The sequence below is a fragment of the Vibrio aphrogenes genome, from assembly GCF_002157735.2.
GTDB classification, from domain to species: domain Bacteria; phylum Pseudomonadota; class Gammaproteobacteria; order Enterobacterales; family Vibrionaceae; genus Vibrio; species Vibrio aphrogenes.
Map to the genome: position 1 here is coordinate 45,794 of NZ_AP018689.1, position 23,896 is coordinate 69,689.

General features: G+C 44.1%; 16 protein-coding genes, 3 tRNA genes, 3 rRNA genes and 1 riboswitch. Of the genes, 17 read left to right on the forward strand and 5 right to left on the reverse strand.

The genetic code is table 11. From position 1 onward, the window contains the following. Window positions 1-151 precede the first annotated feature (151 nt). From rpoH to ubiA, 5 genes are all read left to right on the forward strand, one after another. On the forward strand, window positions 152-1,006 hold the full coding sequence (gene rpoH, locus VCA1004_RS00245; RefSeq protein WP_086981890.1) for an RNA polymerase sigma factor RpoH: 855 nt from the start codon (window positions 152-154) through the stop codon (window positions 1,004-1,006). 407 nt (window positions 1,007-1,413) lie between these two features. Beyond that, on the forward strand, window positions 1,414-1,737 hold the full coding sequence (gene glpE, locus VCA1004_RS00250) for a thiosulfate sulfurtransferase GlpE (protein WP_086981891.1): 324 nt from the start codon (window positions 1,414-1,416) through the stop codon (window positions 1,735-1,737). An 82-nt stretch (window positions 1,738-1,819) separates the two neighbouring features. Continuing rightward, window positions 1,820-2,650 (forward strand): rhomboid family intramembrane serine protease GlpG, encoded by an 831-nt coding sequence (glpG, locus tag VCA1004_RS00255; RefSeq protein ID WP_086981892.1) that lies wholly within the window; start codon window positions 1,820-1,822, stop codon window positions 2,648-2,650. A 106-nt stretch (window positions 2,651-2,756) separates the two neighbouring features. Next, a complete protein-coding gene (locus VCA1004_RS00260; protein WP_086984589.1) occupies window positions 2,757-3,314 on the forward strand; it encodes a chorismate lyase in 558 nt (185 codons plus the stop codon). Then, a complete protein-coding gene (gene ubiA, locus VCA1004_RS00265; RefSeq protein WP_086981893.1) occupies window positions 3,311-4,168 on the forward strand; it encodes a 4-hydroxybenzoate octaprenyltransferase in 858 nt (285 codons plus the stop codon). The genes VCA1004_RS00260 and ubiA overlap by 4 nt, the downstream gene beginning before the upstream one ends. 147 nt (window positions 4,169-4,315) lie before the next feature. Here ubiA and plsB read toward each other — a convergent pair whose 3' ends face one another. Next, window positions 4,316-6,751 (reverse strand): glycerol-3-phosphate 1-O-acyltransferase PlsB, encoded by a 2,436-nt coding sequence (gene plsB, locus VCA1004_RS00270; RefSeq protein WP_086981894.1) that lies wholly within the window; start codon window positions 6,749-6,751, stop codon window positions 4,316-4,318. Between the two features lie 267 nt (window positions 6,752-7,018). Between plsB and lexA the strand changes: the two genes are divergently transcribed. From lexA to dinF, 3 genes are all read left to right on the forward strand, one after another. After that, on the forward strand, window positions 7,019-7,642 hold the full coding sequence (lexA, locus tag VCA1004_RS00275) for a transcriptional repressor LexA (protein ID WP_086981895.1): 624 nt from the start codon (window positions 7,019-7,021) through the stop codon (window positions 7,640-7,642). Between the two features lie 102 nt (window positions 7,643-7,744). Then, window positions 7,745-8,569, forward strand: coding sequence for a class I SAM-dependent methyltransferase (locus VCA1004_RS00280; protein ID WP_086981896.1), 825 nt, complete (start codon window positions 7,745-7,747; stop codon window positions 8,567-8,569). 106 nt (window positions 8,570-8,675) lie between these two features. After that, window positions 8,676-10,025, forward strand: coding sequence for an MATE family efflux transporter DinF (gene dinF, locus VCA1004_RS00285; RefSeq protein ID WP_086981897.1), 1,350 nt, complete (start codon window positions 8,676-8,678; stop codon window positions 10,023-10,025). 74 nt (window positions 10,026-10,099) lie between these two features. Here the strand turns inward: dinF and sthA are convergent, their stop codons facing one another. Next, window positions 10,100-11,500, reverse strand: a complete 1,401-nt coding sequence (gene sthA / locus VCA1004_RS00290; RefSeq protein WP_086981898.1) for a Si-specific NAD(P)(+) transhydrogenase — start codon at window positions 11,498-11,500, stop codon at window positions 10,100-10,102. A 242-nt stretch (window positions 11,501-11,742) separates the two neighbouring features. Here sthA and fabR point away from each other — a divergent pair, with 242 nt between their 5' ends. Further along, complete coding sequence (gene fabR, locus VCA1004_RS00295; protein WP_086981899.1) at window positions 11,743-12,357, forward strand: HTH-type transcriptional repressor FabR; 615 nt, start codon at window positions 11,743-11,745, stop codon at window positions 12,355-12,357. 98 nt (window positions 12,358-12,455) lie between these two features. On the opposite strand, the gene trmA is transcribed toward fabR, so the two are convergent. Continuing rightward, a complete protein-coding gene (trmA, locus tag VCA1004_RS00300; protein ID WP_086981900.1) occupies window positions 12,456-13,568 on the reverse strand; it encodes a tRNA (uridine(54)-C5)-methyltransferase TrmA in 1,113 nt (370 codons plus the stop codon). A 166-nt stretch (window positions 13,569-13,734) separates the two neighbouring features. Next, a riboswitch (cobalamin riboswitch) is annotated at window positions 13,735-13,950 on the forward strand. A gap of 38 nt (window positions 13,951-13,988) precedes the next feature. On the opposite strand from trmA, the gene VCA1004_RS00305 reads away from it, so the two are divergent. Both VCA1004_RS00305 and murI read left to right on the forward strand, forming a co-directional pair. After that, entirely contained in the window at window positions 13,989-15,791 is a 1,803-nt protein-coding gene (locus VCA1004_RS00305; protein ID WP_086981901.1) for a TonB-dependent receptor domain-containing protein, read from the forward strand. Between the two features lie 134 nt (window positions 15,792-15,925). Beyond that, window positions 15,926-16,735 carry a glutamate racemase gene (murI, locus tag VCA1004_RS00310; protein WP_232012604.1) on the forward strand — a complete coding sequence of 270 codons (810 nt, stop codon included), beginning with the start codon at window positions 15,926-15,928 and terminating at the stop codon, window positions 16,733-16,735. On the opposite strand, the gene VCA1004_RS00315 is transcribed toward murI, so the two are convergent. Then, window positions 16,698-17,153 (reverse strand): RNA recognition motif domain-containing protein, encoded by a 456-nt coding sequence (locus tag VCA1004_RS00315; RefSeq protein WP_086981902.1) that lies wholly within the window; start codon window positions 17,151-17,153, stop codon window positions 16,698-16,700. The genes murI and VCA1004_RS00315 overlap by 38 nt on opposite strands. Before the next feature lie 626 nt (window positions 17,154-17,779). On the opposite strand from VCA1004_RS00315, the gene VCA1004_RS00320 reads away from it, so the two are divergent. From VCA1004_RS00320 to VCA1004_RS00345, 6 genes are all read left to right on the forward strand, one after another. Next, window positions 17,780-19,322, forward strand: a 16S ribosomal RNA gene (locus VCA1004_RS00320). Window positions 19,323-19,390: 68 nt separating this feature from the next. Then, window positions 19,391-19,467 (forward strand) — tRNA-Ile (locus VCA1004_RS00325). A gap of 35 nt (window positions 19,468-19,502) precedes the next feature. Then, window positions 19,503-19,578 (forward strand) — tRNA-Ala (locus VCA1004_RS00330). Window positions 19,579-19,886: 308 nt separating this feature from the next. Next, window positions 19,887-22,774 (forward strand): 23S ribosomal RNA (locus tag VCA1004_RS00335). Window positions 22,775-22,905: 131 nt separating this feature from the next. Continuing rightward, a 5S ribosomal RNA gene (gene rrf / locus VCA1004_RS00340) occupies window positions 22,906-23,021 on the forward strand. Together the 16S, 23S and 5S rRNA genes with 3 tRNA genes alongside form the textbook arrangement of a ribosomal RNA operon. 62 nt (window positions 23,022-23,083) lie before the next feature. Beyond that, window positions 23,084-23,174 (forward strand) — tRNA-Ser (locus VCA1004_RS00345). Window positions 23,175-23,543: 369 nt separating this feature from the next. On the opposite strand, the gene VCA1004_RS15150 is transcribed toward VCA1004_RS00345, so the two are convergent. Continuing rightward, window positions 23,544-23,681: a hypothetical protein gene (locus VCA1004_RS15150; RefSeq protein ID WP_164520805.1), complete on the reverse strand. Its 138-nt coding sequence runs from the start codon at window positions 23,679-23,681 to the stop codon at window positions 23,544-23,546. Between the last annotated feature and the right edge of the window lie 215 nt (window positions 23,682-23,896).

The following is a 23,896-nucleotide window of genomic DNA, read 5'->3' on the forward strand; positions in this document are numbered from 1 at the left end:
AGATTGGTTCTTGCATTCTTTAAAATAGCTATGAATAATAATTCCCCCCTTGAAGATCGGAGCCTTTGGGTTCAGAATAGGTGGGTTATAATTAATCAAATGTCTTTTTTAAAAGTGTTCAACCTATTTTAAAGACAGAAAGAGGAATTGAATGTCAAACGCATATCCAATGGCTTTAGTCACTTCAGATAGTTTAGATAGCTATATTCGCACAGCGAACAGCTACCCAATGCTGAGCGCTGAAGAAGAGCGTGACTTAGCAGAGCGATTACATTACCACGGTGAGATAGAAGCAGCGAAAGGCTTAATTTTATCGCACTTACGCTTTGTGGTTCACGTGGCACGTGGCTATTCTGGTTATGGATTAGCTTTAGCGGATCTTATCCAAGAAGGTAATATTGGCTTGATGAAAGCAGTGAAACGCTTTAACCCAGAAGTAGGGGTTCGTCTGGTCTCTTTTGCCGTTCACTGGATAAAAGCAGAAATCCATGAATATGTGCTTCGTAATTGGCGGATTGTTAAAATCGCGACCACCAAAGCACAACGTAAATTATTCTTTAACCTACGTAAGTCTAAAAAGCGCTTAGGTTGGTTTAATAATGGCGAAGTTGAAACTGTGGCCCAAGAGCTTGGGGTTTCTGCTCATGAAGTCCGTGAAATGGAGTCTCGTCTGGCGGCACAAGATGCCACTTTCGAAATGCCTTCAGAAGATGATGACTCAGTATCATCTTACACCGCGCCAGTGTTGTATTTAGAAGATAAGCATTCCGATATTGCTGAAAATATCGAAGCGGATAATTGGGAATCCCATACAAACAACCGTTTAGACCATGCCTTAGCGACGTTAGATGAGCGTAGTCAACATATTGTTCGCTCACGTTGGTTAGACGATCAAAAAGCCACGCTGCAAGAGTTAGCTGAAACGTATAATGTGTCTGCTGAGCGTATTCGTCAGCTAGAAAAAAATGCGATGAAGAAACTAAAATCAGCGGTCGGTGAGCTCTAATCTATTGCCGATAAAAATGAAAAAATATCAAAAGCCAAGATCATCGATCTTGGCTTTTTTTATGAGATCAAATCAGACGATCAAGGTATCGAAATGAAAAGCCCCTTTCTGTGGATAAATGTGTGGGAAAATACGTGACCAATTGAGTAATCCACACACAACATATAGTGTGATGCGTTTTTCTTTGGTGGGGATAAAAAAGAGTTACACACATAAAGATCAGGATCAATACTACATGTTGTGGATCCTAAATTGAGAAAATACGTTATCAACGCAATTCACAGCTTTATCCACAGCTGGGGGAATTATAAACAAAATGGAGAAGCCTTATTATCTACGTGTCTTTGTTTATTGTGGGATACGTTATACTGGCTTGATTTTAAAATATTCGATAAGGGAGTAATACCATGGACCAATTTCAACATATTGATGTCGATACTGCGCAGCAGATGTTAAGCAATTCTTCAGCGGTATTGTTAGATATTCGTGACCCTCAATCTTTTGCTTTATCTCATGCACAAGGAGCACGTCATTTAACCAATGATACTATTGTGGCTTTAATGGAAGAGCTTGAGTTTGAACAACCTATTTTAGTGATGTGTTATCATGGCATTAGCAGCCAAGGCGCCGCACAATATTTAGTCAATCAAGGGTTTGAAGAAGTGTATAGTGTTGATGGTGGGTTTGAAGCGTGGCAACGTAGCCAATTACCTATGATCACCATGGCTTAATGCTCTTTTTTGTTGTTCCGTTTTCGTTGTTTTATGTTCGTTGCTTTGTTCATGATATCCGTACCTCACATAGGCAGTAAGTATGATCCGTCTGATTTCTTTTAATAATCCTCGTGTTGCACAAGCGTTTGTGGACTATATGGCATCTCGTGATATTGAGATCATCATGATGCCCGAAGGGGAAGGACAATTTGCCTTATGGTTAAAACAAGCGGAGCACCAGCTCGAAGTGGAGGCAGAGCTTGAAGTTTTTATTCGTAATCCACAAGATCGAAAATATCAAGCTGCATCTTGGCAAACCGCAGATTCGCGAACTCAGCAATTTCATTACCATACCCCGAGCTTTTTCGCTCAGATTAAAGAAAAAGCCGGCCCCTTTACCTTAATCATCATGTTAACTTGTGTGGTGATTTATGGATTATTATTTTTAGGGTTTGGCCAAACACTTTTTCAAGCATTGCATTTCCCGGCCTCGATCGAACAAAAATGGCAATTGTGGCGTTGGATCAGCCATACCTTTTTGCATTTTTCCGTTACTCATATTGTCTTTAACTTATTGTGGTGGTGGCAGTTTGGTGGTGATATCGAGAAGAAGTTAGGCTCTTTTAAATTAGTCCAACTTTTTGCCGTTTCAGCCGCTTTGTCAGGTGCGGCGCAATATTGGGTTGAAGGGGCAAATTTTGGTGGCTTATCTGGGGTGGTCTATGCCTTGATGGGCTATATATGGGTATTGGGATGGCGTAGTCCAGAAAAAGGCTTATTCATCCACAAAACCTTAGTGGTATTTATGCTAGGTTGGTTAGTCTTGGGCTTCATTCAACCCTTTATGGCGATTGCGAATAGTGCTCATTTAGCGGGTCTTGTGACCGGTTGTGTGATGGCAGCATTAGAAGGTAAGAGCAGAAAAGCTTAAGTTTTGTGCTTTAAGTTAACCTTTGTAAAAACATGGATACTCGGGCAGTTTTTCTACTGTTACAATGGCCGCTGGCCGTGATTTACAGCGACACTATATGGACATGATGAACGACAATTTTTCTTCGTATTTTAATTATTTCTCAACACTGAGTTGGCAATCGGTTGAGCAATTCCAATTTTCAGAGCAGCTTGATTCTCAGTGGTTACAAGAACAGGGCTCTCTTTCTCAACGTTTTTCTTTACAGTGCGATCATCTTTGTGCGCAAGTGTTGCGTAATCAATTAGTGTCAGCCAATGACTTAACGGATTTTCAAAAAAAGATGTTATTTGCGCAATCGCATTCCGAGCAAGAGTGCCTCATTCGAGATGTGATTTTAATTGCGGATGACGAGCCTTGGTTGCTCGGCAGTACGATCATTCCCCGTTCTTCGCTTTCAGATGAACAGTTCGATTTGTCCCAACAAGGGGAAGTACCACTTGGGCTAACGGTTTTTCAGGCTCAACAGGTTGCACGTGACGGGTTGCATCTAGGTATGATTGATTCACCGTTAGGGGCATTGGCGGCTCGCAGTTCCCGTCTATGGATGAATCAAAAGCCGATGCTTGTGGCGGAACTCTTTTTGCCGCCTTCGCCTATTTATCGCAAGGAAGGTATGAAATGACCCTGGCTAAAGCGGCTGCTTACTGGCAGCTAACTCGAATGAATCGTCCGATTGGCTCTCTTTTACTATTGTGGCCAACGGTTTGGGCGCTTTTATTAGCGGCGGGTGGCTTACCCGATTGGCATGTCGCGTTGGTGTTTATTTTGGGGGTGTTCACCATGCGTTCTGCGGGGTGTGTGATCAATGATTTTGCTGATCGTAAAGTCGACGGTCATGTTAAGCGCACGAAACATCGTCCATTGCCATCTGGCCTAGTCAGTACTAAAGAAGCATTAATGCTCTTTTTTGTGTTGGTGCTAATTTCATTCTTGTTGGTTTTGAGCATGAATCGCTTAACCATTGAGTTATCCTTGGTTGGGGTTATTTTGGCTTTCATTTATCCTTTTATGAAGCGCTTTACTCATGTGCCCCAGTTGTTTTTAGGCTTGGCCTTTAGTTGGGCAATTCCGATGGCATGGGCAGCAGAGGCTGGCTATTTACCCAATGAAGTGTGGTTAGTGTTCATTATTAATGTGGTGTGGACCATTGCTTACGATACCCAATATGCGATGGTCGATCGTGATGATGATATTAAGATCGGCATTAAATCGACGGCTATTTTGTTTGGTCGCTTTGATAAATTGATTATCGGCTTACTGCAGTTAGCTTGCTTATTGTTATTGATGGTACTTGGTGATTGGATGGGGCTGGCTCAACCCTATTATTGGAGCCTATTGGTCGCTGCGGCATTATTTGTTTATCAACAACGCTTAATTAAAGACCGAGAACGTGACGCCTGTTTTAGCGCTTTTCTCAATAATAACTATGTGGGGATGGTGATTGCGGTTGGCGTTTTTGGCGGTGTGATGGGTTAACTAATCCGGTTGCGGGAATGAACGCGAACTAAGCAATACTATCAATGGTGCTAATTATCTGATCATTCTTGCTTGTTAAAAGGCTCGATAACTGAGTTATAAATTATGCCGCACGTGTGTACCACGTGCGGCATAATTTTGTGCGCTCTATAGAGAGTCGTCTTGTCGCATAATGCTTTCTTGTAACGTTAGTTGAATTTCCGGTGAGAGCAATTCACCTAATAGGTCAACCAGCACTTGAATCTTATGCGTTTGTTCTGCTTGTTGGTCTAAGTAGCCTTGCTGTTTGAGTGTTTGGAATAAGGTGGTGAAGACCCCTTTATCAAAAAACTCTGGGGCATTAATGCCGTGTAAACGACCTAAACGCTGGGCAATATTTTGACTTTGTTGCTCTAAGGTTCCTTTTTCTATCTTAGGCATGGCAACTAATTGAGTCAGAGCAATCGCATAGCGCTGTAAGGTTTCGACAATGGTTCGAGACAGTAAGATCAACACTTGCACTTTCGCCGGGTTAATCGACAAAGTGTCCTCTTGTTCAAGAATTAAGTGCTGACGCGCCAGTTCATCAACGGTGTTATTGACCACGTTTTCAAGATCAGCTTCTGAATAATGTAAGAATAATTCAGCCTTTAAGAATGGGTAAATTAGCTGGATCGCTTGATGTAATTGTTGACGGGTGATGCCTTCTTTTTGGATCACTAAGTGAGCGATCAAGGATGGAATCGCGAATAAGTGAATGATGTTATTACGATAATACGTCATTAAGATCGATTGTCTGCGATCAAGTGAAATAATATCGCCTTTATCATCGGCTTCGACAATAAACTTATCCAGCTTCTCTGCATGTTCAATCAATTCAACCGCACTGGCATTTGGGACGGTGCTGGTGGCGCTGTAAGGAACCTGTGTCAATAAAGATAAGTAACAGTCAATTTGCTGCTCAAGCTTGCGACGAGATAAAGCGCGTTGATTAGAGGCCAATAAGGCTGTTGCACACAAGGTTAAGGCATTAGCTGCTGCTGCATCGTTAATGTGCGTCATCATTTTATTGGCCAGTTTATTGATGACCGGGTTCATCCATTGCGGTTTTGGCGCATTATCTGGGTCGTGCGTTTGTTTGCTCGACCAGCCAGGGACTTCTTCATTTAAGTATTGGTTTAAGTTGATAGGCTCACCGAAGTTGACATAGCCTTGGCCGAAGTTGCGTAACTTACGTAAGGTTTTTAACACCATGCCGGCGCTTTCTTTTTCTTTACGTTTGCCTGTCAGCTCTTTGGCGTAGGTCGCCACTTCCATCACATGTTCATAACCAATGTACACCGGAACTAAGGTCACAGGACGATTCAAACCACGCATCATGGTTTGAATCGTCATCGCGAGCATGCCGGTTTTCGCTTGCAATAAACGTCCGGTGCGAGAGCGGCCACCTTCACTAAAAAATTCAACGGAATAGCCTTTAATGAACAGCTCCGCCAAATATTCTCTAAAAATGGTCGAATATAATTTATTGCCTTTAAAACTACGGCGAATAAAAAAGGCACCACCACGACGGAAAATAGGGCCAGCAGGGAAGAAGTTAAGGTTGACCCCGGCCGCAATATGAGGTGGAACCATACCTTCATTGTGTAATACATAAGACAGCAATAAGTAGTCCATGTGGCTACGGTGACAAGGAACGTAAATGATCTCATGACCGTCTTGTGCCAGTTTTCGTACGCTGGCCATGTTGCTGATGTTTAAACCTTGGTAGAGCTTATTCCATAACCATCCAAGAAAACGGGCTCCCATGCGAATTAAGGTATAAGAAAAATCAGCCGCAATTTCTTCCAACATGTCTTGGGCTTGTTTTTGGGCCTTTTCAAGTGGAATGTTTTTGCTTTTCGCTTCATCTTGAATCGCTTTTTGAATCTCAGGAGACTTTAATAAGCGGTTAAAAAGGACATGGCGCTGCGGCAAACTTGGACCTGAGGCAGCCAGTTTTTGGCGAGAGAAGTGAATGCGGGCCACGCGCGCTAATTTATGGGCGATGATTTCGTCCACACCATGAGTGTCCGCCATATAACGTAAAGACACGACTGGGCTAAAGCGGATTAAGCAATCTCGACCAGAAGACACTAATAACACACTTTTTTGACAGGCACTCATCGATTGTAAGTAGGGTTTTTCTTTGCCTTCTTTATTCGGCTTTCTGCCCCATAAAATGGAGGTTGGCAGCATTTGAATATCCAGCTCAGAATCAGCTTGATGCAATTTCAATAATTGAGTGAATAGCGTGACAGATTGCTTAGGTAAGGCTTGTTTACTTTGGGTGGTGAAGCCTTTTGAGGTGAGAAAAACAAAGCGAGAGAACTCTTGCCCATTAATCACTAAAGGCGCTAAAGGGTCGGGTAGACCTAACGCTTTGGTCTGTGTTTGTAAGCTGATCAAGTCAATATCAGAATCAAACGGCATAGCGTAAATGATGGGTTTGGTTAGATCTAACGTCAGTTCTTCAACCGGATTGGCTGGAATGGTTTTGCCCTTTACCAATAACGAAAGGGGGAGCTTCAAAAGTGAACGAGAAACTAGGTGTCCGTAAGACATAGCAATGTATAGCCTCAAAATTGAAAAATCAGTGGGGTTTCATTGGAATATCACCCACAAAATGCGCAGCAAGAATAGCAGAAATCGACGCGTTCTATTACCTTATTCCGGCGAAATCATGCAAACTGGTCAGACTTTTAAACATTTTATAGGCACAGACATCGGTTTGTCTTGTTTAATCATGGTTAAAAAGTGATTCATATCTCTGGAGTTCTTTTTGTTTACTGTATATACTCACAGTCAACTGTATAAAAAGACAGGTGAATTATGAAGCCCTTAACGCCTCGCCAGCAACAAATTTTTGAATTGATCAAAGATAAAATAGATGTAACCGGCATGCCACCCACTCGTGCTGAAATCGCTCGTGAACTTGGCTTTCGTTCTGCTAATGCGGCAGAAGAACATTTAAAAGCATTAGCGCGTAAAAATGTCATTGAAATTATCCCGGGTGCTTCTCGCGGCATTCGAATTGTCCAAGCTGAAGACGCTATCTTAGAAGATCAAGGCCTACCTTTGATTGGGCAAGTGGCGGCGGGGGAACCCATTTTGGCGCAAGAGCATGTGGAAAGCCATTATCAAGTCGATCCTGCGATGTTTAAGCCTCAAGCGGATTTCTTATTGCGTGTGCACGGCATGAGCATGAAAGACATTGGCATTATTGATGGTGACTTACTGGCGGTTCATAAAACTCAAGATGTGCGTGATGGTCAAGTTGTTGTCGCGCGCGTGGATGATGATGTGACCGTGAAGCGCTTAGAGCGTAAAGGTGCCAAAGTATTATTACATGCCGAGAATGAAGAATTTAATCCGATAGAAGTTGATTTGACGCAGCAAGAGCTGACGATTGAAGGCCTAGCGGTGGGGATTATTCGTAATAACACCTGGATGTAATAGCCCGTCAATATCACAAGCTGACTGAAAACGAGAGTAATCGCTTGTATATTGAAATGATAATTATTATCATCAATTAATCTTACGTGACGAGGTTAATTGATGAACACTTCTTTTGCCCCGAAAAAAACACCACCTTGCCAAGCCTATCAGGTTCCCAGTGACTTATTACAACCTTTATGGCTTCGGAGCCGTGAAAGCTTAATCGATAATGGCTTAGTCTATGATCCTATTGCCGCGAGAGCTTGTCAGCGTTGCCACTTGTCAGACGATTGTTTGAGTGGAGATATTGATCAAAAACAACTGCTCCATGCGACATTAACGTCTTTGTGCGATTTAGAAGTTTCGCGCTTTTTACTGCACCATCCCAAAGCGTGGATTATTAATGTTGGCGCGGGGTTGGATACTCGATTTTATCGCTTAGATAATGGCTTGTGTCATTGGATTGAAGTGGATATCGATGAAACCTTGTTATGGCGACAAAAACTCTTTCATCACAGTGAACGCTATACCATGGCCTGTGGTTCGGTATTGGATATGAAATGGCTAGAGCAGTTAGCGATTCCTGAAGATGTACCCGTTCTGGTGGTGTGTGAACAAGCTCTGTTGGCTCAACAACGAAATCAAGTGGCTCACTTTATCCAAAAGATTGGTCGTCATTTTTCTCATGCTGAGGCGTGTTTAGTATTGGCGGGTGATAAAACCCAATCCTATTGGGGAGTGAAAATGGGCTGTGTTGCTTATGCCCATAGCCTAAAAAATCCGGTGGCCAGTGTGGTGTCATGGTTACCTTGGGTTTATCAAATTAAAGCGCTTTCCCCAATTGAAAGTGAATGTGACCGTTGGCGAGCTTGGCAACGTATTGTGGCTAAATTTCCTTTTATTAAGCATCGCTTAACCCCAAGTTTGGTGCACATTCGCTGGTAGTCGCCAACGAACAAGAGGCGATTTTTAGTCGGGTGTTTTATCGCCTGAGAATTTCTTTGCTTATGAAACCAAGGTAGACTGTGCCTTCATCTAAGCGAGGTTTTCAGTGATCAATCAACTCTTACATATCTTGTCTCAACGCACGTTGCATAAGCAAGTTCTCGTACTCGCCATTCCTATGGTGCTTTCAAATATTACGGTTCCTTTATTAGGTTTAGTGGATGCGGCGGTGATCGGCCATCTAGATTATGCCTGGTATTTAGGGGGCGTAGCATTAGGTAGCACGATGATCAGCGTGACGTTTTGGTTGTTAGGCTTTCTTCGCATGGCGACAACCGGATTAGCCGCGCAAGCTCAAGGTGAACAACATCCTGAAAAGCTGGCTCTGGTTTGGTTGCAAGGGATGTTGGTCGCTCTGGCCTTAGCGGGAGCATTTTTGTTATTTCATTCCCCTTTGGCTGATATGATTTTTTCGCTCAGCAATGCCAGTGAAGAAGTGAAACATTATGGCATGCAGTATTTTTCAATCCGAGTGTGGAGTGCCCCAGCTGCGTTAGCCAATTTTGTCATTCTGGGTTGGCTACTGGGGACACAAAATGCTAAAGCGCCAATGTGGCTGGTGATCACCATTAATGTCACCAACATTATTCTCGATGTTGTATTTGTCTTGGTTTTGGATTGGAAGGTCGCGGGGGCGGCTTGGGCGTCAGTGTTGGCTGATTACAGTGGGCTATTGCTGGGCCTTATGTTTGTTATGCGAACTTGGTTGAAGCAGCAACTTCCTAATATGTTGACCTTAGTCCCACTCGCCACTCAAGGTATTGGACGGATGTTGCGGTTAAACAGCGATATCTTTTTACGTTCATTATGTTTGCAAGCGGTATTCAGCTTTATGACCTTTCAGGGAGCAGCCTTGGGAGATGAGATTGTGGCGGCCAATGCGGTGTTAATGAGCTTTTTGATGATGGTTTCTTATGGCATGGATGGATTTGCCTATGCGATGGAAGCGATGGTGGGTAAAGCCGTAGGGGCGAAAAGCCGCGGGCAATTACTGCATTCTTTAATTGGCACCTCTTTTTGGGGTTTGGTGTGTAGCGTTTTACTCACGGTCTTGTTCTTGTTGTTTGGTCATCAACTGGTGCGTTTGATTACCGATATTCCGAATGTCCAAGCACAAGCGGATATCTATTTACCTTGGTTAATGATCATGCCGATTGTCTCAATGTGGTGTTTCTTATTGGACGGTATTTTTGTTGGGGCGACCAAAGGCAAAGACATGCGTAATAGTATGTTAGTAGCGATGTTATGCTTTTTTGCTTTGTATTTTAGTTTAGCTGATTGGGGTAACCATGCTCTGTGGTTAGCGATGGTTTGTTTTATGGGGATGCGAGGCGTTGGCTTGGCGATATTGTTTTATCGGCAGTGGCGCTCACATACCTTTATTGAATCCGTATAAGAAGCGATGCTTGAGCCGTAAGTGATGGTGGTACCGTAAGCGCTCAGAGGCAACCTTGAGCGCTTAGTGGGTGATTAGAATAAACGGTTTAATCCATTTAATGCTGCCACACGGTAAGCTTCCGCCATGGTTGGGTAGTTGAAGGTGGTATTCACAAAATATTCAATGGTATTGGCTGGGCCTTTTTGCTCCATAATGGCTTGGCCGATATGAATAATTTCAGCGGCACGTTCACCAAAGCAATGGATGCCTAAAATCTGTTTAGTATCCCGGTGAAAAAGAATTTTTAGACTCCCAATATCTTTACCTGCAATTTGAGCGCGCGCTAAGTGTTTAAACGATGCTCGGCCGACTTCATAAGGTACTTTCGCGGCTGTTAATTCCTGCTCGGTTTTGCCAACAGAGCTGATTTCAGGAATGGTATAAATCCCAGTTGGAATATCTTCAATTAAGAAGGTGTCAGCTTTCCCTTTCGCAATTGCTTGGGCCACAAAGCGGCCTTGATCATAAGCGGCGCTGGCTAGGCTTGGGTAACCAATCACATCCCCAACCGCATAGACATGTTCTACCTCGGTTTGATAACCGTGATTGACCGTTAATTGGCCACGTGAATCGGGTTTGAGTCCAACCAATTCTAAATTTAAAGTGTCGGTGTTGCCGGTTCGACCATTAGCATACAGCAAACAATCGGCCTTCATTTTTTTACCCGACTCAAGGTGCACAATGACCCCATCGTCGGTTCCTTCAATTTTACTGTAGGTTTCGTCGTTACGGATCACGACACCGCTATTCCAAAAGTGATAAGACAGCGCGTCAGAGGTTTCGTTATCTAAAAAGGCTAACAAACGGTCACGAGTATTAATGAGGTCCGTTTTCACTTCTAAGCCTCGGAAAATTGAGGCGTATTCACACCCAATCACGCCAGCGCCATAAATAATGATGTGTCGAGGGTCGTGTTTTAGGTTCAGAATGGTATCGCTGTTATAGATGCGCTCATGGGTAAAGTCGACATCTTGGGGTTGGTAAGGGCGTGAACCGGTTGCAATGACAAATTTATCTGCAGTGTATTGTTCTGTTGTGCCATCAACTTGAGCCACTGAAATGCTGTTTGGCCCGGTAAAAGACGCCTGACCAAATAATAAGGTACAACTGTTGCGATCATAAAAGCCTTGGCGTAAGCGAGTTTGCTTATCGATAACAGTTTTGGCGTGATCTAAAATGTTAGAAAAAGAGGCTGTGAGGCTAGTATTGTTTTTACAAAATAATGGGTTGTTATTGAATTCAATGATGCGACTTACCGCATGACGAAGAGCTTTGGAAGGAATGGTGCCCCAATGGGTACATCCTCCGCCAACACTACTTTCTTTTTCAATGATTGCAACGTGTAGACCTGCTTTTGCTAAGCCCATGGCAGCACCTTCACCGCCCGGGCCACTGCCAATGACAATGACATCAAAGTGTGTTGAATCCATCATGCTCTTCCTTTGAAATAGGTTAAATCCTGAAAGCGTTACGGTAATGTTAACCGCTAGAGATGAATAGTAACGCATTCATCTTATTGGTAAATATTAGAGGTAACAGACAGTCGTTAAGATCACATAGATAAGGCGTTTGAGGTTTAATTTTAGAGTTGTGGTACTGAATTCCGATTGAGAGAATAGTCGCTGACGAGATTTATCGGTATATTACTTTTTACCTTGAACTATTGAGAAACATTATGGGCATTCGAGCACAACAAAAAGAAAAAACGCGTCGTTCATTAATTGATGCCGCTTTTGGGCAACTCAGTGCCGACCGAGGTTTTTCTAATTTAAGTCTGCGTGAAGTCTCGCGTGAAGCGGGGATCGCGCCAACCTCTTTTTATCGTCATTTTAAAGATATGGATGAATTGGGATTGGTGATGGTGGATGAAGGCGGGCTATTGTTGCGCCAATTAATGCGTCAAGCTCGGCAACGTATTGTGGCTGAAGGGAGTTTGATTCGAACCTCGGTACAGACTTTTATGGAGTTCATTAAGCAAAGTCCTAACGTTTTTCGCCTGTTGTTGCGTGAGCGTTCCGGGACATCGGCAGAGTTTCGTGCTGCAGTGGCGCGTGAGGTGCAACATTTTGGCGCTGAACTTACCGAATACCTCGTGCGTGCAGGCGTTGAGCAGGAGTTGGCCGCCATTCAAGCAGAAGCGTCGGTGACGATTGTTTTCACTTCCGGCGCGGAGGCTTTAGATTTGGATGAAGAAGCAAGGAATGTGCTGGCTGAACGAATGATTTTACAATTAAGGATGTTAGCCAAAGGCACGACCTTAATGAAAGGGTCGATAAAAAGTAGCCTGTAGGTGGGTTATGATTATCACCAAGCCGCTCATGGAATGACTTCATGAGCGGCTTTGCTGTTTTGTGGCTTAATGGATAATGAGCTAATGAAATGTGATAGTTAAGCTGTTTTGCGTTCCAAAAATACCCCTACTTCCATATGATGAGTAAATGGGAACTGATCGAATAGAGCAAAACGAGTGATATTATGCGTTTGTGCCAAAATAGACAGGTTGTCTTTCAAGGTTTCTGGATTACAAGAGATGTACATGATTCGCTCATAACCTTGCACCATTTTACACGTCCCTTCATCCATGCCTGAGCGTGGTGGATCGACAAAAATGGTATTACAGTTGTAACTGGTTAAATCAATACCGTTATCTTTTAGGCGGCGAAATTCCCGCTTGCCTTCCATTGCATCGGTAAAATCTTCGGCTGACATGCGAATGATTTGTACATTATCAATGTGATTGGCTTGAATGTTGTATTGCGCAGAATCCACCGAGGGTTTTGCCAGTTCAGTCGCCAAGACGCGCTCGAAGTTTTGCGCTAAGGCCAGTGAGAAATTACCGTTACCACAGTACAGCTCTAATAAGTCGCCTTGACTGTCTTGAGTGCAATCTACCGCCCATTCCAACATCTTTTGCGCCACGATGCCATTAGGTTGAGTGAAGCTATTTTCGACTTGTTGGTAAATGTAAGGTTTACCATTAACTTGCAACTTTTCAACCACGTAATCACGGTCCATCACCAGTTTCATTTTACGGGCACGGCCAATTAAATCTAAGTTAAAACCTTCTTCATTGAGTCGTTGTTTTAAGCGTCGTGCTTCTTGTTGCCAAGCGTCATCCAATTGGCGATGGTAAAGGAGAGACACTAAAACTTCACCGCTTAAGGTCGAGAGAAAATCCACTTGGAACAATTTAGTGCGTAATATCGGGCAGCCTTTCATCGCATCCATCAGTAATGGCATTAAATCATTGATTAAGCGGCTTGCGGTTGGAAATTGATCGACGCGATATTTCTGGCGAGTGGCTTGATCGAACATGATGTAGTACATGTCTTCACCTTCATGCCACACGCGAAATTCAGCGCGCATACGATAATGTTGTTCAGGAGATTCAAACACTTCGATTTCTGGCGTAATAAAATCACCAAACATATCGCCTAAGCGGTGCAGCTTGTCTTCTAATTGTTGAGCATAGCTGATGGTGTCATGGGTGAGGTTTGCCATAAATGAAAGCCTTTTATTTGGAACAGAACAGGATAAAACAGGAGCGCAGATTTTATCCATCGAGTATCAGATGTCCAGTTTTGTTGTGCATCTATTGCTTTTTTGAATGAAACAAATAATTTTATCCACTTAACTTAACAATCAGTGGACATCAAAATCTTAGCACTTTACGATGCCAACTGCTGGTGCCAGACATCAATGTTATGGCTGAAAAAGGGAATTTGGTGCAAATCCAGAACTGACGCGCAGCGGTGATAAGAACGAAACTTTCCGGTTAAGAGCCAGACACTACCCAAAAGGTGGGAAGTTGAAAGAAGTAGGTGATAGTAAGGATAACTATCGAGCTTTCAGTCCGAATACCTGCCAGTGAATCAGAGCATTTGCTCATTGTGTTTCTCGCGTTTTAGGACTTTTAAAATAATGAAAACAATTTCTTTCGCAACAGGATTAACCACTGTTGCTAGCTGTGTGTTACTGGCTTTTCCTTCTTATGCTCAATCTTCTGAAGCCACTACCGATGTGATGTTAGTGACGGCTACTAAGCGTACCGAACCTATTACCAACCTCACCAGTCCGGTTATTGAAATTACCAAAGAAGAGATAACCCAATCTCAAGCCAATACTTTGTTTGATGTGTTACGCCAGCTTCCAGGTATCCAGTTGACACAAAATGGTGGGCCAAACCAACCAGCACGTGTGTATGTGCGTGGTAGCGGCAATGTCGTGGTGCTATTTAATGGGGTTCGCTTAGGGAGTGCTACATTAGGTTACTCGGATATTAGTCAGATTCCATTGGCTGGTGTGCAAAAAATTGAATACCTTCGAGGTTCTCGTGCTGCTGTATATGGGGCTGATGCGACGGCGGGGGTGATTAATATTATGACCAATGGAACCAACACAGAAACCACGGGGTCAGTAAAAGCCACGGGTGGTTCGGATGGCTATCAAAGTTATACTGGATCAGTCGCAATGGTACCTAGTGATAAAGCTTGGGTAAATATCACGGCACAGTATCAACATAGTGATGGTTACAATGTTGCTGAGTTTGGTAGTCAGGACCGTGATGGTTATGAAAATAGTAATGTAATCGCTGATTGGGGGGTACAACTTGATAATAATTGGCTGATTCGTATGAATGGTTATTATCATCAAGGTCAAACTGAATACGATTATGACCCGCTTTGGGGTCTCAGCGCAGATCAAAATAAAACCAATAATTACAGTGTTAATGGTCAGGTGATATATACCTCAGAACGTTTTGTTTCCAATTTAACTTACGCTAATAGCGAAGATAAATCGAAAACGCAACATAATGTACCTTCATCTCAAACGGTGACGCAAACTAACCAAGTGACTTGGCGGAATAATTTTCAATGGACTCAAACTAATTCTATTGGTTTTGGTGCGGAATATTTAAATAATGATGTGAGTGATTCAGATACGGTTTATGAAGTGCAAGAACGCGATAATAAAGCGGCTTATTTAACACTGGGTCATAATGGCAGTGTTCTTCAATTGGAAGGCAGTGTTCGTTTTGATGATAACGAACAGTTTGGGGATAAAACGACATGGCAACTCGGAGCGGGTTGGCAGTTTATTCAATCATTAAGGTTAACGGCAAATGTAGGCACAGGATTTAAAGCACCTACATTTAATGAGCTTTATTACCCTGGTTGGTCTAACCCTGATTTAAACCCTGAAGAGTCCACTAATTATGAGGTGGCTTTAGAAGGTGAGCATAATTTATTAAATTGGCGCTTGGCAGGGTTCTATAATGACATTGATAACCGTATTTCATGTCAGTCTACCTATTCGACCTGTGAGAATGATAATGTGGTGATTCAAGGTATTGAGTGGGTTGGTAATTTTCAAACAGGGCCATTATATCACCAAGTGTCTTTGGAATACCTAGATCCAGAAGATAAAGACAGCGGTCAAGATGCGGTTCGTATCGCCCGTCAAAATTACAAATGGCAAGTGGGTTATCAGGCTGACAAGTGGCAAACTAACCTGAGCTATATTTATCAAGGTAAACGTTATGATTCTGGCAATACTCGTCTAGACGCTTATAGCTTAGTGAATCTAGCCGCAAGCTATGATTTGACGCCGAACTGGGTTCTAGCGGCACGTATTGAAAACTTGTTCGATGCTGATTATGAAACAGCGGCAACCTATATCGAACCAGAAAGAACCTACTATGGTTCGATTGCTTATCAGTTCTAAGTTCTTTGCTATAGCCCTTTAGTTTATGCCTCTTCTCTATGAAGGGGCATATTTTTAAAAGTCATCCATTTCCCTTCACTCATTAAGCCGAGTATTATGCCTGCCAATAAGTTTTCATTTATTAAGTGGGTCTCGTGGATACTTCAATTAACTCAGTTCCTAAAGTTTTAGTTTTTGATTCAGGTGTCGGGGGATTATCTGTTTATCAACAAATAGAACAACGCTACCCATATTTTGATTATGTATACTTGTTTGATAATGAAGCTTACCCTTATGGTGAGTTAGCGGAAGCGATATTAATTGAGCGAGTGGTGAGCTTGGTGACGAATATAGTTGCTCAGCAGCAAGTAGATATGGTGGTGATTGCGTGTAATACGGCCAGTACCATTGTCTTGCCCTACTTAAGACAGCAATTGAGTATCCCTGTTGTTGGCGTAGTGCCTGCGATCAAACCTGCAGCTCAATTATCCAAGCAAGCCATTGGATTGATTGCCACCCCTGCGACTATTCAGCGTCCTTATACTCATCAACTCATTGATCAATTTTCGCCAGATACGGAAGTTAAACTTCTCGGTTCAACGCGCCTCGTGACTATCGCTGAAGAAAAACTACGTGGTCAGTCAGCCGATCTCAATGAATTACAGGTGATTCTTCAACCTTTACTTGGAAGTATTGATGTGGCGGTATTAGGCTGTACTCACTTCCCACTCTTGAAACAAGAAATTCAACAAGTATTCGGAGACGGGGTGAGGTTAGTGGATTCAGGAGAAGCGATTGCCAAACGAGTCGGTGGGTTATTAAAAGCGAAGGTGCAGCATGAGTCTGCCACAAAAAGACACGCTATATATAGCAGTGCCACACCTTGGGAAGGCATGGCACTGGATAAAGGCGTAGCGAACTTTGGATTTAGTCCTGTTCAGCCACTCCACTTTCAGGGTGTTTAGGATCATTTGCTACGCGAACTTTTAAGGTACGTTGCATATAATCTTTTTCGTTTAATGCAGAAATAACACTATCAGTATCGGATTCTGCCACAACCACAAAGCCAAAACCACGGCGCTTACCTGTTCGCTTATCTTTCATTAGGCGAACGGCAAACACTTCACCATATTCAGAAAATAATTGACGTACATTCGATTCATTTGCTTTGTACGGTAAGTTGCCGACATAAAGGGTTTGAGTTGAAGCTTTTTCAGAAGAATCTTGAGATTGGTTAGATGAAGATTTAGAAGTAACAACAAAAGTGGCAATCACACCAATCAAAAAGCTTCCCCAAGCGGGAATGATATCTGTTAGAGAAAAGATAACAGCGCCAATGATTGCAATCGTGATAACCGTTACGGTCGATTTATTTGAGTTCATATTTGAATACTATTAGTTGAATAAAAGAAAAGTTAAGAATACGTCTATAAAAAGCAGACTTATTGATCTTACGTTTAATAGCTAATATTTACCAACGAATTGCTGTGATACCGCTCAAATGTTTAAATTATAATCACAAAATAGTGATTTGATTTAAAAAGCAGCAGTTGAAAAATAATTTCAAAAAAACGCTTGCCAATGTGAACGATGTCTCTATAATGCGCCCTCACTGACACGGAGCACGCAGCCAAGCTGCAGCACGGGTTAGAGGTCAAAACCTTATCAATAAGGTTTGCGAAAAAAGTTTTGAAAAAGTGTTTGACACGAACTTTTAAATCGCTAAAATGGCCGCCCTGTTCAACGAGATGCGCTAAGCATTATCGATAAGAACAACGCTCTTTAACAATTTAAACCTATCAATCTGTGTGGGCACTCGTTGATGATAATCAAAAAGATTTATCAATGAACTGAGTGACCAAATCGATTATTAGTTTACTAATGATTGGCACAGTCAATTCATTATCTATCTGTTGGATAGATAATAGCTTTAAAGTTACTTCTTCTTTTTAAGAAGAATAGTTTTGAAGTCAGTATTCGTTGAGCCGGTCGCAAGACCACAAAAACTTTAATTGAAGAGTTTGATCATGGCTCAGATTGAACGCTGGCGGCAGGCCTAACACATGCAAGTCGAGCGGTAACAGGAAATAGCTTGCTATTTCGCTGACGAGCGGCGGACGGGTGAGTAATGCATAGGAAGTTGCCCAGTAGAGGGGGATAACCATTGGAAACGATGGCTAATACCGCATAACCTCTTCGGAGCAAAGCAGGGGACCTTCGGGCCTTGCGCTATTGGATACGCCTATGTGGGATTAGCTAGTTGGTGAGGTAATGGCTCACCAAGGCAACGATCCCTAGCTGGTCTGAGAGGATGATCAGCCACACTGGGACTGAGACACGGCCCAGACTCCTACGGGAGGCAGCAGTGGGGAATATTGCACAATGGGCGAAAGCCTGATGCAGCCATGCCGCGTGTATGAAGAAGGCCTTCGGGTTGTAAAGTACTTTCAGTTGTGAGGAAGGTTTCGTAGTTAATAACTGCGTTGCTTGACGTTAGCAACAGAAGAAGCACCGGCTAACTCCGTGCCAGCAGCCGCGGTAATACGGAGGGTGCGAGCGTTAATCGGAATTACTGGGCGTAAAGCGCATGCAGGTGGTTTGTTAAGTCAGATGTGAAAGCCCGGGGCTCAACCTCGGAAGGTCATTTGAAACTGGCAAACTAGAGTACTGTAGAGGGGGGTAGAATTTCAGGTGTAGCGGTGAAATGCGTAGAGATCTGAAGGAATACCAGTGGCGAAGGCGGCCCCCTGGACAGATACTGACACTCAGATGCGAAAGCGTGGGGAGCAAACAGGATTAGATACCCTGGTAGTCCACGCCGTAAACGATGTCTACTTGGAGGTTGTGGCCTTGAGCCGTGGCTTTCGGAGCTAACGCGTTAAGTAGACCGCCTGGGGAGTACGGTCGCAAGATTAAAACTCAAATGAATTGACGGGGGCCCGCACAAGCGGTGGAGCATGTGGTTTAATTCGATGCAACGCGAAGAACCTTACCTACTCTTGACATCCAGAGAAGCCAGTAGAGATACAGGTGTGCCTTCGGGAGCTCTGAGACAGGTGCTGCATGGCTGTCGTCAGCTCGTGTTGTGAAATGTTGGGTTAAGTCCCGCAACGAGCGCAACCCTTATCCTTGTTTGCCAGCGAGTAATGTCGGGAACTCCAGGGAGACTGCCGGTGATAAACCGGAGGAAGGTGGGGACGACGTCAAGTCATCATGGCCCTTACGAGTAGGGCTACACACGTGCTACAATGGCGCATACAGAGGGCAGCGAACTTGCGAAAGTAAGCGAATCCCAAAAAGTGCGTCGTAGTCCGGATTGGAGTCTGCAACTCGACTCCATGAAGTCGGAATCGCTAGTAATCGTGGATCAGAATGCCACGGTGAATACGTTCCCGGGCCTTGTACACACCGCCCGTCACACCATGGGAGTGGGCTGCAAAAGAAGTAGGTAGTTTAACCTTCGGGAGGACGCTTACCACTTTGTGGTTCATGACTGGGGTGAAGTCGTAACAAGGTAGCCCTAGGGGAACCTGGGGCTGGATCACCTCCTTATACGAAGATTATTTTTGATGAGTACCCACACAGATTGATTAGGTTTATATAGAAAAGAGTTTCATGTTGGGTCTGTAGCTCAGCTGGTTAGAGCGCTCGCCTGATAAGCGGGAGGTCGGTGGTTCAAGTCCACTCAGACCCACCAATCTTTCCTAAAAGATTGGTCAACATGATTTCGATGGGGCTATAGCTCAGCTGGGAGAGCGCCTGCCTTGCACGCAGGAGGTCTGCGGTTCGATCCCGCATAGCTCCACCATCTTTAAGCGCATTTACGAATGCTTTTAAAAATGGTTTCGTAAGAAACTCTTTGCTCTTTAACAATTTGGAAAGCTGACTGATAACGACTTTATGTTGTTATCAAATAAAAGTTCTCAATGTTTATCTTAAAGATAAACACACAACACACATTCAAGTGTCTTGTATTCTAGTTTTTATCTACTTTTTCATAAAAGTAGGCAAAAACATCTATTGAGTCCGGCAACGATATTTAAGATTACCCTCTTAAATATCAACAAACTAAAACCTTATTTAGTTGAACATACATAAGACCCTTTTGGGTTGTATGGTTAAGTGAATAAGCGTACACGGTGGATGCCTAGGCAGTCAGAGGCGATGAAGGACGTATTAACTTGCGATAAGCGTAGATTAGGCAGTAAAAGCCACTTGAGTCTACGATTTCCGAATGGGGAAACCCAGTTGCATAAGCAACTATCATTAACTGAATACATAGGTTAATGAGGCGAACTCGGGGAACTGAAACATCTAAGTACCCGAAGGAAGAGAAATCAACCGAGATTCCGAAAGTAGCGGCGAGCGAAATTGGATTAGCCCTTAAGCTTTTAATGATGCAGGTGAACAAGCTGGAAAGCTTGGCGATACAGGGTGATAGCCCCGTAACCGACACATCATAATCAGTGAAATCGAGTAAGGCGGGACACGTGTTATCCTGTCTGAATATGGGGGGACCATCCTCCAAGGCTAAATACTCCTGACTGACCGATAGTGAACCAGTACCGTGAGGGAAAGGCGAAAAGAACCCCTGTGAGGGGAGTGAAATAGAACCTGAAACCGTGTACGTACAAGCAGTAGGAGCACCTTCGTGGTGTGACTGCGTACCTTTTGTATAATGGGTCAGCGACTTATATTTAGTAGCAAGGTTAACCGTATAGGGGAGCCGTAGGGAAACCGAGTCTTAACTGGGCGTCGAGTTGCTAGGTATAGACCCGAAACCAGGTGATCTAGCCATGGGCAGGTTGAAGATTGAGTAACATCAATTGGAGGACCGAACCGACTAATGTTGAAAAATTAGCGGATGACTTGTGGCTAGGGGTGAAAGGCCAATCAAACCTGGAGATAGCTGGTTCTCCCCGAAAGCTATTTAGGTAGCGCCTCGGACGAATACTACTGGGGGTAGAGCACTGTTAAGGCTAGGGGGTCATCCCGACTTACCAACCCTTTGCAAACTCCGAATACCAGTAAGTACTATCCGGGAGACACACGGCGGGTGCTAACGTCCGTCGTGGAGAGGGAAACAACCCAGACCGCCAGCTAAGGTCCCAAAGTATAGCTAAGTGGGAAACGATGTGGGAAGGCTCAGACAGCCAGGATGTTGGCTTAGAAGCAGCCATCATTTAAAGAAAGCGTAATAGCTCACTGGTCGAGTCGGCCTGCGCGGAAGATGTAACGGGGCTAAGCTATACACCGAAGCTGCGGCAGTACAGTTTACTGTGCTGGGTAGGGGAGCGTTCTGTAAGCCGTTGAAGGTGAACTGAGAAGTTTGCTGGAGGTATCAGAAGTGCGAATGCTGACATGAGTAACGATAAAGGGAGTGAAAAACTCCCTCGCCGGAAGACCAAGGGTTCCTGTCCAACGTTAATCGGGGCAGGGTAAGTCGACCCCTAAGGCGAGGCTGAAAAGCGTAGTCGATGGGAAACGGGTTAATATTCCCGTACTTCTTACAAATGCGATGGGGGGACGGAGAAGGCTAGGTGGGCCTGGCGATGGTTGTCCAGGTTCAAGTGCGTAGGCTGATTTCTTAGGTAAATCCGGGAAATCTTAAGGCCGAGACACGACGTCGAGCTACTACGGTAGTGAAGTCATTGATGCCATGCTTCCAGGAAAAGCCTCTAAGCTTCAGTTTGTAAGAAATCGTACCCCAAACCGACACAGGTGGTCGGGTAGAGAATACCAAGGCGCTTGAGAGAACTCGGGTGAAGGAACTAGGCAAAATGGTACCGTAACTTCGGGAGAAGGTACGCTCCTAGCGGTGATGAGACTTGCTCTCTAAGCTGCCGGGAGTCGCAGATACCAGGTGGCTGCAACTGTTTATTAAAAACACAGCACTGTGCAAAATCGTAAGATGACGTATACGGTGTGACGCCTGCCCGGTGCCGGAAGGTTAATTGATGGGGTTATCTTCGGAGAAGCTCTTGATCGAAGCCCCGGTAAACGGCGGCCGTAACTATAACGGTCCTAAGGTAGCGAAATTCCTTGTCGGGTAAGTTCCGACCTGCACGAATGGCGTAATGATGGCCACGCTGTCTCCACCCGAGACTCAGTGAAATTGAAATCGCTGTGAAGATGCAGTGTACCCGCGGCTAGACGGAAAGACCCCGTGAACCTTTACTACAGCTTGGCACTGAACATTGACCCTACATGTGTAGGATAGGTGGGAGACTTTGAAGCATTCACGCCAGTGGATGTGGAGTCAACCTTGAAATACCACCCTTGTAGTGTTGATGTTCTAACTTAGCCCCATTATCTGGGGTGAGGACAGTGCCTGGTGGGTAGTTTGACTGGGGCGGTCTCCTCCCAAAGAGTAACGGAGGAGCACGAAGGTGGGCTAAACACGGTTGGACATCGTGTGGTTAGTGCAATGGCATAAGCCCGCTTGACTGCGAGAATGACAATTCGAGCAGGTGCGAAAGCAGGTCATAGTGATCCGGTGGTTCTGAATGGAAGGGCCATCGCTCAACGGATAAAAGGTACTCCGGGGATAACAGGCTGATACCGCCCAAGAGTTCATATCGACGGCGGTGTTTGGCACCTCGATGTCGGCTCATCACATCCTGGGGCTGAAGTCGGTCCCAAGGGTATGGCTGTTCGCCATTTAAAGTGGTACGCGAGCTGGGTTTAGAACGTCGTGAGACAGTTCGGTCCCTATCTGCCGTGGGCGTTGGAAGATTGAAGGGGGCTGCTCCTAGTACGAGAGGACCGGAGTGGACGAACCTCTGGTGTTCGGGTTGTCATGCCAATGGCATTGCCCGGTAGCTAAGTTCGGAATCGATAAGTGCTGAAAGCATCTAAGCACGAAGCGAGCCCTGAGATGAGTCTTCCCTGGCACTTTAAGTGTCCTAAAGGGTTGTTCGAGACTAGAACGTTGATAGGTTGGGTGTGTAAGCGCTGCGAGGCGTTGAGCTAACCAATACTAATTGCCCGTGAGGCTTAACCATACAACACCTAAAGGGTTTTGATGGACTTAATAGATATAAGACATGCTTGAATGAGTGTGAGAACGAGTTAGAGATAACAAAGCAGCTTTCCGAATTAAGTTAAACGCTTGAGCGTTTAACAAAAGAATTTGCTTGGCGACCATAGCGCTTTGGACCCACCTGATTCCATGCCGAACTCAGAAGTGAAACGAAGTAGCGCCGATGGTAGTGTGGGGTCTCCCCATGTGAGAGTAGGACATCGCCAGGCTTTAAATTAAGACCTTATGGTCGAATATTATTGGGGTTTTAAACCAGTAATAACAATTTGTTGGAGGGATGGCTGAGTGGTCGAAAGCACCGGTCTTGAAAACCGGCAGTCGTTAATAGCGGCTCTAGGGTTCAAATCCCTATCCCTCCACCACTATCAGAAAAGCCCACTGTTATCAGTGGGCTTTTTTCATTTCTGTTATCCACTCTCAATAAGATGACACTTTCCCTCTTCAAATTGGAGTGTGTTATACCAATCACACTAATATCAATTACATTAATTAAATGGTCAAATCTGTCCAGTCTCTAAAGCAGAGTGAAATCATTCTGTTTTTACTCTCTGAAAAGTGATTCCAAGCAGAACAAATGTTATCAACAATCTCCTTATAACTGTCAAAGCATTTAATTTATTGGCTAATTTATTCTGTCGCAACCAACTTAATATTTGCTCTATCGGGTTTAGCTGGTTTGATAGCTTGATAGCAACTCACTTGATCCATAATGATGACTGAGTGTTTTCCCATTAGGGGGCGGAATAGATAGGATTTAAATGCTCACGCATCGCTTCCATGTTGTTGTTGTTGCGGGGTTGTTCTAGGCCTCGTCCCTTTTTCAGCTCAAATCCTCGTTGTGGTGTTACGTTGACCAAATCGAGCTTCATACTGAAATCATACAAGAACGTTATTTAGAGCAATATGTTCTGGGGTAATCAATGTCATTGCTATTATAACGTTCTATTTCGTATACGTTTTTTGCGGCTTACATTGGATTGATAGCCTGTTGGTACTGAAATGGCCCGTGTTTTAAGGTTTCGTCGTAATAGCGCCAAAATAAAAGGCCTGATTGGCTTTATACCAAAATCAGACCTTAAAATGA

What these genes read in the sequence shown, in the direction of transcription:
- rpoH (WP_086981890.1), top strand. Translation starts at nt 152, where the DNA reads ATGTCAAACGCATATCCAATGGCTTTAGTCACTTCAGATAGTTTAGAT.
- glpE (WP_086981891.1), top strand. Translation starts at nt 1,414, where the DNA reads ATGGACCAATTTCAACATATTGATGTCGATACTGCGCAGCAGATGTTA.
- glpG (WP_086981892.1), top strand. Translation starts at nt 1,820, where the DNA reads ATGATCCGTCTGATTTCTTTTAATAATCCTCGTGTTGCACAAGCGTTT.
- VCA1004_RS00260 (WP_086984589.1), top strand. Translation starts at nt 2,757, where the DNA reads ATGAACGACAATTTTTCTTCGTATTTTAATTATTTCTCAACACTGAGT.
- ubiA (WP_086981893.1), top strand. Translation starts at nt 3,311, where the DNA reads ATGACCCTGGCTAAAGCGGCTGCTTACTGGCAGCTAACTCGAATGAAT.
- plsB (WP_086981894.1), bottom strand. Translation starts at nt 6,751, where the DNA reads ATGTCTTACGGACACCTAGTTTCTCGTTCACTTTTGAAGCTCCCCCTT.
- lexA (WP_086981895.1), top strand. Translation starts at nt 7,019, where the DNA reads ATGAAGCCCTTAACGCCTCGCCAGCAACAAATTTTTGAATTGATCAAA.
- VCA1004_RS00280 (WP_086981896.1), top strand. Translation starts at nt 7,745, where the DNA reads ATGAACACTTCTTTTGCCCCGAAAAAAACACCACCTTGCCAAGCCTAT.
- sthA (WP_086981898.1), bottom strand. Translation starts at nt 11,500, where the DNA reads ATGATGGATTCAACACACTTTGATGTCATTGTCATTGGCAGTGGCCCG.
- fabR (WP_086981899.1), top strand. Translation starts at nt 11,743, where the DNA reads ATGGGCATTCGAGCACAACAAAAAGAAAAAACGCGTCGTTCATTAATT.
- trmA (WP_086981900.1), bottom strand. Translation starts at nt 13,568, where the DNA reads ATGGCAAACCTCACCCATGACACCATCAGCTATGCTCAACAATTAGAA.
- VCA1004_RS00305 (WP_086981901.1), top strand. Translation starts at nt 13,989, where the DNA reads ATGAAAACAATTTCTTTCGCAACAGGATTAACCACTGTTGCTAGCTGT.
- VCA1004_RS00315 (WP_086981902.1), bottom strand. Translation starts at nt 17,153, where the DNA reads ATGAACTCAAATAAATCGACCGTAACGGTTATCACGATTGCAATCATT.
- VCA1004_RS15150 (WP_164520805.1), bottom strand. Translation starts at nt 23,681, where the DNA reads ATGAAGCTCGATTTGGTCAACGTAACACCACAACGAGGATTTGAGCTG.